At 56.8% G+C, this 10,024-nt stretch carries 8 protein-coding genes and 1 riboswitch; of the genes, 4 read left to right on the plus strand and 4 right to left on the minus strand.

Going from position 1 to position 10,024, the window contains the following annotated elements:
• Positions 1–110 precede the first annotated feature (110 nt).
• A riboswitch (glycine riboswitch) is annotated at positions 111–196 on the plus strand.
• 160 nt (positions 197–356) lie between these two features.
• The 3 genes from gcvT to gcvP are packed head-to-tail and all read left to right on the plus strand — an operon-like array spanning position 357 to position 4,722.
• The gene (gene gcvT, locus WBC85_RS02755) at positions 357–1,469 is read left to right on the plus strand and encodes a glycine cleavage system aminomethyltransferase GcvT (RefSeq protein ID WP_424433149.1); all 1,113 of its coding nucleotides are present in this window, start codon (positions 357–359) and stop codon (positions 1,467–1,469) included.
• A gap of 36 nt (positions 1,470–1,505) precedes the next feature.
• On the plus strand, positions 1,506–1,865 hold the full coding sequence (gcvH, locus tag WBC85_RS02760) for a glycine cleavage system protein GcvH (RefSeq protein ID WP_424433150.1): 360 nt from the start codon (positions 1,506–1,508) through the stop codon (positions 1,863–1,865).
• Positions 1,866–1,878: 13 nt separating this feature from the next.
• Positions 1,879–4,722: an aminomethyl-transferring glycine dehydrogenase gene (gene gcvP, locus WBC85_RS02765; protein WP_424433151.1), complete on the plus strand. Its 2,844-nt coding sequence runs from the start codon at positions 1,879–1,881 to the stop codon at positions 4,720–4,722.
• Positions 4,723–4,730: 8 nt separating this feature from the next.
• Here gcvP and WBC85_RS02770 read toward each other — a convergent pair whose 3' ends face one another.
• The 4 genes from WBC85_RS02770 to WBC85_RS02785 form a co-directional block, all read right to left on the minus strand.
• Positions 4,731–5,180 carry a rhodanese-like domain-containing protein gene (locus WBC85_RS02770; protein ID WP_424433152.1) on the minus strand — a complete coding sequence of 150 codons (450 nt, stop codon included), beginning with the start codon at positions 5,178–5,180 and terminating at the stop codon, positions 4,731–4,733.
• A gap of 2 nt (positions 5,181–5,182) precedes the next feature.
• Positions 5,183–6,979 carry an IlvD/Edd family dehydratase gene (locus WBC85_RS02775; RefSeq protein ID WP_424433153.1) on the minus strand — a complete coding sequence of 599 codons (1,797 nt, stop codon included), beginning with the start codon at positions 6,977–6,979 and terminating at the stop codon, positions 5,183–5,185.
• Between the two features lie 89 nt (positions 6,980–7,068).
• Complete coding sequence (locus WBC85_RS02780; RefSeq protein WP_424433154.1) at positions 7,069–7,926, minus strand: hypothetical protein; 858 nt, start codon at positions 7,924–7,926, stop codon at positions 7,069–7,071.
• A complete protein-coding gene (locus WBC85_RS02785) occupies positions 7,904–9,061 on the minus strand; it encodes a DNA cytosine methyltransferase (protein ID WP_424433155.1) in 1,158 nt (385 codons plus the stop codon). Before WBC85_RS02785 ends, WBC85_RS02780 begins: the two co-directional genes overlap by 23 nt.
• A gap of 207 nt (positions 9,062–9,268) precedes the next feature.
• On the opposite strand from WBC85_RS02785, the gene WBC85_RS02790 reads away from it, so the two are divergent.
• Positions 9,269–10,024: AMP-binding protein (locus WBC85_RS02790; protein ID WP_424433156.1), on the plus strand; the 756-nt coding region annotated here is incomplete at its 3' end.

The following is a 10,024-nucleotide window of genomic DNA, read 5'->3' on the forward strand; positions in this document are numbered from 1 at the left end:
GTTTTAGCGCGTCATGTGTCGCGCTGCCAGAGATCAGGGCATTGATCTCGATATAACGCGGCGACACATCGGGCATCTTGACAAAGTGTACAACTTTGCGGCTTATCAAGGCATCAGACACGGGAGAACCAGCCAAGCTGGTGCCGAAGGAGCAACCGCCCCGGAAACTCTCAGGCCAATGGACCGACGCAGCTGAGACGGATCTGGAGAGAGGTGTTAACTCACCCGCCGAAGGGATAGCGATCTCAGGCAAAACGACAGAGGGGGCATCACGGGCGTGCGGAGTTTTCCGTGCGTTGTTGCGATGCCGCAGTCCCACATTCGTGCGATCGGCTTTGAATTGAAAAGGGCTGTTCATGTCTGAGCTATTAGAGACACCGCTGCACGATCTTCATGTGAAATTAGGGGCCAAGATGGTGCCCTTCGCAGGGTATTCGATGCCCGTGCAATATCCGCTTGGGGTGATGAAGGAACATATCCACACGCGCTCAAAAGCCGGGCTTTTCGATGTTAGCCATATGGGGCAGGTCAAAGTGAGCGGCGCAGGTGCAGCAGCAGCGCTTGAGACATTGATCCCTGTGGATATCGAAGGCCTTCAAGAAGACCGGCAGCGTTATGGCTTCTTCACCAATGAAGAGGGCGGCATCATGGATGACTTGATGCTGGCCAATCGCGGCGATCATATTTTCGTAGTGGTGAACGCGGCCTGCAAAGAGGCCGACATAGCCCATATGCAAGCGCAGCTTGGGGATGTGACGGTTGAACCCGTAACAGATCGTGCATTGCTTGCGCTGCAAGGGCCAAGTGCCGAGGCGGTTCTAAGCGCGCTTGATCCGCGCGCAGGCGACATGCGGTTCATGGATGTGGCAAACCTGACATTGCTGGGCGTTGAATGTTGGGTGTCGCGATCGGGCTATACGGGCGAGGACGGGTACGAGATTTCTGTGCCAGAGGATACTGCGGTGGCCTTGGCTGTGGCGCTGCTCTTGCATGACGATGTGGAAGCGATCGGGCTTGGCGCGCGGGATTCTTTGCGGCTTGAGGCCGGGCTATGTCTTTACGGGCATGACATCGACACTGGCACCAGCCCGATTGAGGCCGCGCTGAACTGGGCGATCCAACCCGTGCGGCGCACAGGCGGCGCGCGGGCGGGCGGATTTCCGGGCGCGGCTCGCATTCTGGGGCAATTCGAGGTCGGCGTCCCGCGCAAGCGCGTTGGCCTTTTGCCCGAAGGGCGTGCGCCGATGCGTGAAGGTGTTGAGCTATTTGCCGAAGAATCAGGCGGGGCACCGATTGGCGTGATTACGTCTGGCGGCTTTGGCCCCACTGTCGAAGGCCCCGTCGCGATGGGCTATGTGCGGGCGGATCAGGCGGCACTTGGCACACGGGTATTTGGTGAATTGCGCGGCAAACGTTTGCCGCTTAGCGTGGCGAAGCTGCCCTTCACCCCGGCGAACTTTAAACGATAATCCCTTACACTTTAAACATCCAACGGAGACACCTTGATGAAATTCACAGAAGAACACGAATGGCTACGCGTTGAAGACGACGGCGTTGTGATCGGCATTACAGAACACGCAACAGAGCAGTTAGGCGATATTGTTTTCGTTGAGCTACCCGAAGTCGGCACCACAGTTACGAAGGATGAAGAAATCGTCGTGATTGAATCTGTTAAAGCGGCGTCGGACATCCTTGCGCCAATTGATGGCGAGATCATCGAGGTGAACGAGGCCCTCGCAGCGAATCCGGCGCTTGCCAATGAAGATGCCATCGGCGCGGGCTGGTTTGTGAAGATAGAGCCGTCCGACGCGTCCCAGATGGACGATTATATGGACGAAGCCACCTACAAAGCCTTCATCGCTTAAGCGGAGCACCGAAATGACTTTTACCCCCACCGATTATCTGCCCTACGATTTTGCGAACCGCCGTCACATTGGTCCGTCGCCTGCTGAAATGGCGCAGATGCTGGATGTGGTGGGGGCGAAAGACCTTGGCGCGCTGATTGACGACACTTTGCCAAAGGCGATCCGCCAAGCTGTGCCGTTGAAGTTTGGCAAAGCCAAATCAGAGCGCGAATTGCTGCATCACATGAAGGTCGTTGCAGGCAAGAACAAGGTGCTGACGTCGCTCATCGGGCAGGGCTATCACGGCACGGTGACGCCGCCCGCGATCCAGCGCAACATCTTTGAAAATCCAGCTTGGTACACGGCCTATACGCCCTATCAGCCAGAGATTTCGCAAGGGCGTCTAGAGGCGCTTTTGAACTTTCAAACCATGGTCAGCGATCTGACAGGTCTGGAGATTTCCAATGCGTCGCTTCTGGATGAGGCAACTGCCTGCGCCGAGGCGATGACCATGGCGCAGCGCGTCGCCAAGAGCAAAGCAAAGGGCTTTTTCATCGACGAAAATTGCCATCCGCAAAACATTGCGGTGATGCAGACCCGTGCTGCGCCTTTGGGGATCGAAATTATCGTCGGAAAAGTCGAGGATCTGGATGCAGAGGCGGTGTTTGGCGCGATATTCCAATACCCCGGCACCTACGGCCATTTGCGCGATTTCACCGATGACATTGCCAAACTTCACGCGGCCAACGCGATTGCAGTGATGAGCGCGGACCCAATGGCGCTGACCTTGCTCAAAGAGCCGGGCGCGATGGGCGCGGATATTGCTGTCGGATCCACCCAGCGCTTTGGCGTGCCCGTGGGCTATGGCGGCCCGCACGCAGCCTATATGGCGACCAAGCAGGCCTATGCGCGCAACATGCCGGGCCGTATTGTCGGGGTTTCGATTGATAGCCATGGCAACCGCGCCTACCGGCTAAGCTTGCAAACGCGCGAGCAGCATATCCGCCGTGAAAAGGCGACGTCGAATGTTTGTACTGCGCAGGCCTTACTGGCTGTGATGGCAGGTTTCTATGCGGTGTTTCATGGACCTGAAGGCTTGCGCGCGATCGCGCAGCGTATCCATCGCAAAACCGCGCGTCTGGCTGAAGGGCTGCGGATGGGCGGCTTTGTGACCGAGCCTGCGGCGTATTTCGATACGATCACGGTCGATGTTGGCCCCCTGCAATCGGCGGTGATGAAATCTGCTGTGGATGAGGGCATAAACCTGCGGGCGGTCGGGGCAACCAAGATCGGAATCACACTGGACGAACGGACGCGCCCTGCGACGATAGAAGCGGTCTGGCGGGCCTTTGGAATTACGCAAGACGACAAGGATTACACGCCGCATTATCATATGCCTGAAAAACTGATCCGCACCTCTGATTTTCTGACGCACCCTGTGTTTCATATGAACCGCGCCGAGACGGAAATGATGCGCTACATGCGCCGTCTTGCGGACCGCGATCTGGCGCTTGACCGCGCGATGATCCCGCTTGGGTCATGCACGATGAAGTTGAACTCCGCAGCGGAAATGATGCCTGTCAGCTGGGACGAATTTTCGTTGTTGCACCCTTATATTCCTGCGGATCAAGCCGCTGGATATCATGAGATGATTGCCGACCTTAGCGCAAAGCTATGCGATGTGACGGGTTATGACGCGATTTCCATGCAGCCCAATTCGGGTGCGCAGGGCGAATATGCGGGGCTTTTGAGCATCGCCAGCTATCACCGCGCAAATGGTCAGGGGCACCGCAACATTTGCCTGATCCCGATGAGCGCACATGGCACCAACCCTGCCTCTGCTCAGATGGTGGGTTGGAAAGTCGTGCCTGTGAAGTCCGCCGCAAACGGTGACATTGATCTGCTTGATTTCCGTGCCAAGGCGGCAGAGCACGCAGACAACCTTGCGGCCTGCATGATTACATACCCGTCGACACACGGCGTATTCGAGGAAACCGTGATTGATGTGTGCAAGATCACCCACGATTACGGCGGTCAGGTCTATATTGACGGGGCAAATATGAATGCGATGGTCGGCCTGTCGCGCCCGGGTGACCTGGGCGGTGATGTGAGCCACTTGAACTTGCACAAGACCTTTTGCATTCCCCATGGCGGTGGTGGTCCCGGTATGGGGCCGATCGGGGTGAAAGCGCATTTGATTGAACATCTGCCAGGCGATCCCAATGGCGGCGCGGGTGCGGTGTCTGCTGCTGCCTTTGGTTCACCGTCTTTGTTGCCGATCTCATGGGCGTACTGCCTGATGATGGGCGGCGAGGGGCTGACACAGGCAACCCGCGTTGCGATCCTGAATGCCAACTACATCGCCAAGCGTTTGGAGGGGGCATTTGATGTTCTGTACAAGGGCCCGACTGGCCGCGTTGCGCATGAGTGCATCATCGACACGCGCCCTTTTGCTGAAAGCGCACATGTGACGGTCGAGGATATCGCAAAGCGTCTTATGGATTGCGGGTTCCATGCGCCGACCATGAGCTGGCCTGTTGCGGGCACTTTGATGATCGAGCCAACCGAGAGCGAAACGAAAGCCGAGCTGGATCGTTTCTGCGATGCGATGCTCGCCATTCGCGCGGAGATTGCCCAGATCGAAGCCGGTGAGATTGACGCCGAGAACAACCCGTTGAAAAACGCGCCGCACACGATGGAAGACTTGGTGCGCGAGTGGGATCGTCCGTATTCCCGCGAAACCGGTTGCTTCCCGCCCGGTGCGTTTCGCGTCGACAAATATTGGCCACCTGTGAACCGCGTGGACAATGTTTGGGGGGATCGCAATCTTACCTGTACGTGCCCGCCGATGGAAGATTATGCACAGGCTGCGGAGTGAGGATTGATTTAGGGCTTTGACGTCAAACGTGCGTAGGCTTCTTGCGCATCCTTAGCCGTCATCAACGGAAGACCGCGCGCGATCCAACCTGGGCCGCGCGCGTTTCCCATCATGCCTTCCGAGACGTCGATCACCGCAGGAAACCCGTTCTGGGCGAGAATTGAAGTCACATATTCTGTACGCCCACCCGTTGCGCAAATCAGGCCGACTTTCTTGCCCTTCTGTGCATTCAACAATGTCGTGATTTCGCGGGCAAAGTCCTGGCTGTGCATGGTCAAGGCAACCGCACCTTGGGCCACGCCGGTCTGGGCCCATTCGCCGGGGCTACGGATGTCGATGAGAATCAGATCGCCATCACGCGCAGCAGAAAAGGCTTCGCGCGCAGAGATGATTGTTGGTTCTGCTGCGAGCGGCGCCGCAAGTACGAAAGGCAACAATAGGGGGGCAAACCTGAACATCGTTAATGATTGTCCCTTGGTAGGCTTTTACGTGCAATGTCCTTGTAATTGTCCGCCCCGCGCAAGGTCATGCCCTTGTCGAACGGCTCCACCATCTCGCGGAAGTACTGCTGCCATGGGGTCTGGCTGTCGGGGAAGGGGAAGCCGCCAGCTGCGATCAGGGCTTCGCGGCGGGTGGCATATTCGTCCTCTGAAATCAGAATATTGGCGCTGAAATCATTCAGATCGATACGGATGGTATCCCCCGTTTTAAGCAGGGCAAGACCGCCATTGTCAGGCGCTTCGGGCGCTGCGTTCAAGATAGAGGGCGAGCCCGACGTGCCAGATTGGCGACCGTCCCCGATGCAAGGCAGGGCCTCGACACCCGCCTTCAAGAGATAGGCAGGGGCACGCATATTCACGACTTCTGCGCCGCCCGGATAGCCCTTCGGCCCCGCGCCGCGCATCACGAGAATACAATGCTCGTCGATCTTTTCGGCAGGATCATCAATGCGGTGGTGGTAATCCTCTGGTCCGTCAAACACCACGGCGCGCCCTTCAAAGGCGTTGGGATCCTTGGGGTTGCTCAGATAGGCCGCGCGAAAGGCAGGGCTAATCACCGAAGTTTTCATGATCGCGCTATCAAAGAGGTTGCCTTTGAGATTGATAAAGCCAGCGTCCACTTTCAGCGGGGCCGCGACAGGCAGGATCACATCGTCATTTGTAGAGGGGCGCAGGGAGCAGTTGTCGGCCATGCTAGCACCGTTGGCTGTAATAGCGTTTGGATGCGGAAGTAGGCCCGCCCCAAGCAAGGCAGAGACAACAGAAGGCACGCCGCCTGCACGGTGGAAGTCCTCGCCCAGATATTTGCCAGCGGGTTGCAGATTAACCAAAAGCGGAACCTTGTGACCGACGCTTTGCCAATCGTCATTGTCCAAAGGAACGCCAATGTGGCGGGCGATTGCGTTCAAATGGATAGGGGCATTGGTAGAGCCGCCAATCGCAGAGTTGATTACAATTGCGTTCTCGAAGGCTTCGCGGGTCATAATGTCCGAGGGGCGCAAGTCTTCCCAGACCATATCGACGATACGTTTGCCTGTTTCATAGCTGATCTGCCCACGCTCGCGATAGGGCGCTGGAATTGCGGCAGAGCCGGGGAGCTGCATACCGAGCGCTTCGGCCAGCGAATTCATCGTCGTCGCGGTTCCCATCGTGTTGCAATAGCCCACCGATGGTGCCGAGGCGGCAGCGATATCCATAAAGCCATCGTCGTCGATTTCACCCGCAGCGAGCTTTTCACGGGCCTTCCAGATCACGGTGCCAGAGCCTGCGCGCTCACCATCCCACCAGCCGTTGAGCATCGGGCCAACTGACAAGGCGATCGCGGGGATGTTTACCGTTGCAGCGGCCATGAGCAGCGCAGGGGTTGTCTTGTCACAGCCGATGGTCAGCACGACGCCGTCAATGGGATAGCCGTACAAGGATTCAACAAGGCCCAAGTAGGCAAGGTTGCGATCGAGCGAGGCAGTGGGGCGTTTACCGGTTTCCTGAATGGGATGCACTGGCATTTCCAGCGGCACGCCGCCTGCTGCAATGATGCCATCGCGCACGCGTTTTGCCAGTTCGATATGGTGGCGGTTGCAGGGCGAAAGATCGCTGCCAGTCTGGGCAATCGCGATGATTGGCTTGTTGCTTTGCAGCTCTTCGCGAGTCAGGCCGTAGTTCAGGTAACGTTCCAAATACAGCGCTGTCATTTCGCGGTTCTCGGGGTTGTTGAACCATTGACGCGAGCGAAGGTTTTCGGGCTGCATTTTGCTCATTGGGGTGTCCTTTGAAAACGATTAGAATCGACGGTGTTCGGGCTTACGCTAGCAAGGTTTTAGCGAGCTGTGGCAGAAGAGTTTTGGGCTTAGTCGCGCTTGATTGACGTAAAGCCGGATTCACGCTGCATTTCGCGGTTCCGGTCAATGCGGGTTTTTCGCTGAATGTCCGAACCCTCGTATCGCGTTTCAAAGTGAACGGTATGCACTTCATCATCGCGCCCGCCAAAACAGCGATGGATTGCATCCAGAATACCCACGTCCTGATGGCGCTGCGGGGCGGGGGCCGGGTTGTTGCGCGGCGACGGAATGGTCGCGGGAAACATATAGATGCACGGTGGTGGTAATTGATATGGGCCGATCTGCTTCAAACGGCTTGGATCGCGCGCGATCTTGGGGCAGGGGCGACCTACTGTAGAGCAAACCCAATCCCATAGAACGACGCCGTCAACGCGTTGATTGCGATCAATGATTTCTGCACTCAGGCGCGTGTGGATGCCAGACCAGAGGTTCTTTGCTGGGTCCGCTGAGGGGTTCGTACAGACAGACCAGACAATGAATTCATCCGCATGGGGCGGGCGCGAAAAGATGTTGGTGTTATTGCCGTCCAGACAGCCCTTTAGTTCGATCACAGCGATCTTGTCATTGTTCAAAGTGACGGAATAATCGTGCCGGTTCTTGCTGCCTGCTGAAAGCCAGTCCTTGATGAAGCCCTCGCGCACCATATGATCCAGAACATGGGCGACGTAGTCCCGTTTCGGCGTCATAGAGGCGACATATTCGCCGCGGATTTGCTCGACCGCGCCCCTGAAAAGGCCCGAGTTATAGAACTCTTGCTCGGTCAGCCCGTGATCGCCCAACAAATGGGCCTGCGTTTTCAAAACCTCGGCAAGCTCGGAAACCTGCTTTTTCAGGGCGACGTTCTTATCGCAGGGTGTCGCTTTCATCTGTGCGGGCCTCCGTGCTTGCGCGGCTTAGGCAAGGCTCAAAAATATGCTGGGCGATAAAGCGGACAACTGGCACGGCGACGCCATCGCCCGTCAAATGATACGCTTGGTTATAACGCTCTGGCAGCTTGTAGGTTTCGGGTAACCCCATCAGGCGCGCGGTTTCGCGCGAGGACATCAATCTGCTACGGATTTTGGAACCTTCGATCACCATGACCAGTTGGCGCGACGAGCCCCCAGCCGGGGTGCGCAGGCAGCCAGCGATATCGTCAAACCGGATTTCAGCGCGTTGCACTTTTATGCCGTGCTCGCGGCGTGTGCGTTTGTAGATTGTTCCGACCATGCGGGTCTTGGCATTTCTGGCGGTTTCGACCTTGGCTAGGTTCACTTCGGACATCATTGAAAGCAAAGCGGTGGTTTCGCGGGCGCTATGCCATTTCACGCTTTCGGGGTGGTCTTCGATTATGTCGGCTAGATCCATCTGGCGCGCCGCTGCGCTGGGCAGGTGCCACCATATCCAATTTGCGCGCTCGCGCGCGCTTAGGCTGTCAAAAGCTGTTTGCAGGGCTTTGCTATGCCATGGCGCGGAAGCGGCCTTTTGTATCAAACCTGCGGGAATGGGCGTATTTTTGTGAACAGCGATCACAAACAGGCGCGGGCGCGATTGGGGAAGGAAGTTGGCAGCGTCCACCACCAGTGCGCCAAGCTTGTAGTCCAGATTGAACAGCGCTTTGCAGATCGCCTTAAAATCAGCGCCTTTGTGGGACGTTAGCGTGCCAACCACGTTTTCCAGCGCGATAAAACGCGGTGCGCGATCATCTGCGATGAGTTCTTTGATCGTATTGATAAAGGGATAGAACGTGCCGCTACGGTTGCCGCGAAGGCCCGCGCCATTGCCTGCGAGCGAAAGATCCTGACATGGAAACGAACCCCAGACGAGATCAGCTTGCCCGGCAAGATCATCAAGGCCTACGTTACGGATATCCTCCAGCAGCAATTCGTCAGCGCCCCAGTTTTCAAGGTAGGACTGCGCTTTCTTTGGATCGAAATCATTTGCAAACAGGCAGGACCAGTTTGGCCCAAGGCCAGCCCGCACCATGCCGCCGCCTGCAAAAAATTCGTAAAACGTCGGCAAAGCGAACCCCTCTTTGCGATCTGGAGTGAAATGGCGGTGTGGCCTAGGCAATATAATGGCTTGGGCCTTGCGTCAAAGCGTAAGTTTTTGCTTTGTTCTATTCAGGGTCGTGAGTGTGCTTTTGTCCTAATAAATAGGACAAAGGCCTTGAAAGTTATGCTTGCAAGGGTCGAAATGAGCAGTGACTGAAGATGAAATGAGGGCGCTATGAATCCTGCCGAATGGTTGAAACGTACCGCAATGCGCGCGCCGCAGGCTGTCGCGTTGTTGCAAGCAGACGCGCTCAAAGCCAGCTATAGCGATTTCAACCGCGCCGCTGCCGGCTTTGGCGCGGCGCTGCGCGAGCAGGGCATTGGCAAAGGCAGCCGCGTGGCCGTCTTTATGTCCAATCGCGTTGAATACCTGATTGCTTTGTATGGTATCTGGTACGCTGGGGCAGCCGCTGTGCCGATCAATGCCAAGCTTCACGCGAAAGAGGCAGAGTGGATTATCCGCGATGCTGGTGCATGTTTGCTCATAAGTGATGACAGTCATGCGCCTGATCTTGCGGCGCTTTTGACAAATGAGGCGGCTGGCCTGCTATCTGCTGATGGGGGCGAGTTTGCTGAAATGTGCACATGCGATCCATTGCTTGAGCCGATCGATCTGGAGCCAAGCGATCTGCTTTGGCTGTTTTATACATCGGGTACGACGGGTCGCCCCAAGGGCGTGATGATAACCTGCGCGATGATCGCGTCGATGAGCTATAACTACTTTGTGGATGTGGATAGCGTCAGCGCTGAGGATGCAATTCTCTATGCCGCGCCCATGTCCCACGGGGCGGGCCTTTATAATTTCATGCATGTTATGAAGGGCGCGCGCCATGTGGTGCCATCCAGCGGCGGTTTTGATCCACGAGAGATCTTCGCGCTGGGCAAGTCAGTTGACAATGTCTCGATGTTCGCCGCTCCGACAATGGTGCGA

The organism is Planktotalea sp. (genome assembly GCF_049680325.1).
Classification (GTDB): domain Bacteria; phylum Pseudomonadota; class Alphaproteobacteria; order Rhodobacterales; family Rhodobacteraceae; genus Planktotalea.

Bases quoted from the DNA above. Each gene is read 5' to 3' on its own strand.
- WBC85_RS02780 (WP_424433154.1), bottom strand. From the start codon at position 7,926: ATGAAAGCGACACCCTGCGATAAGAACGTCGCCCTGAAAAAGCAGGTT.
- WBC85_RS02775 (WP_424433153.1), bottom strand. From the start codon at position 6,979: ATGAGCAAAATGCAGCCCGAAAACCTTCGCTCGCGTCAATGGTTCAAC.
- gcvP (WP_424433151.1), top strand. From the start codon at position 1,879: ATGACTTTTACCCCCACCGATTATCTGCCCTACGATTTTGCGAACCGC.
- gcvT (WP_424433149.1), top strand. From the start codon at position 357: ATGTCTGAGCTATTAGAGACACCGCTGCACGATCTTCATGTGAAATTA.
- WBC85_RS02770 (WP_424433152.1), bottom strand. From the start codon at position 5,180: ATGTTCAGGTTTGCCCCCCTATTGTTGCCTTTCGTACTTGCGGCGCCG.
- gcvH (WP_424433150.1), top strand. From the start codon at position 1,506: ATGAAATTCACAGAAGAACACGAATGGCTACGCGTTGAAGACGACGGC.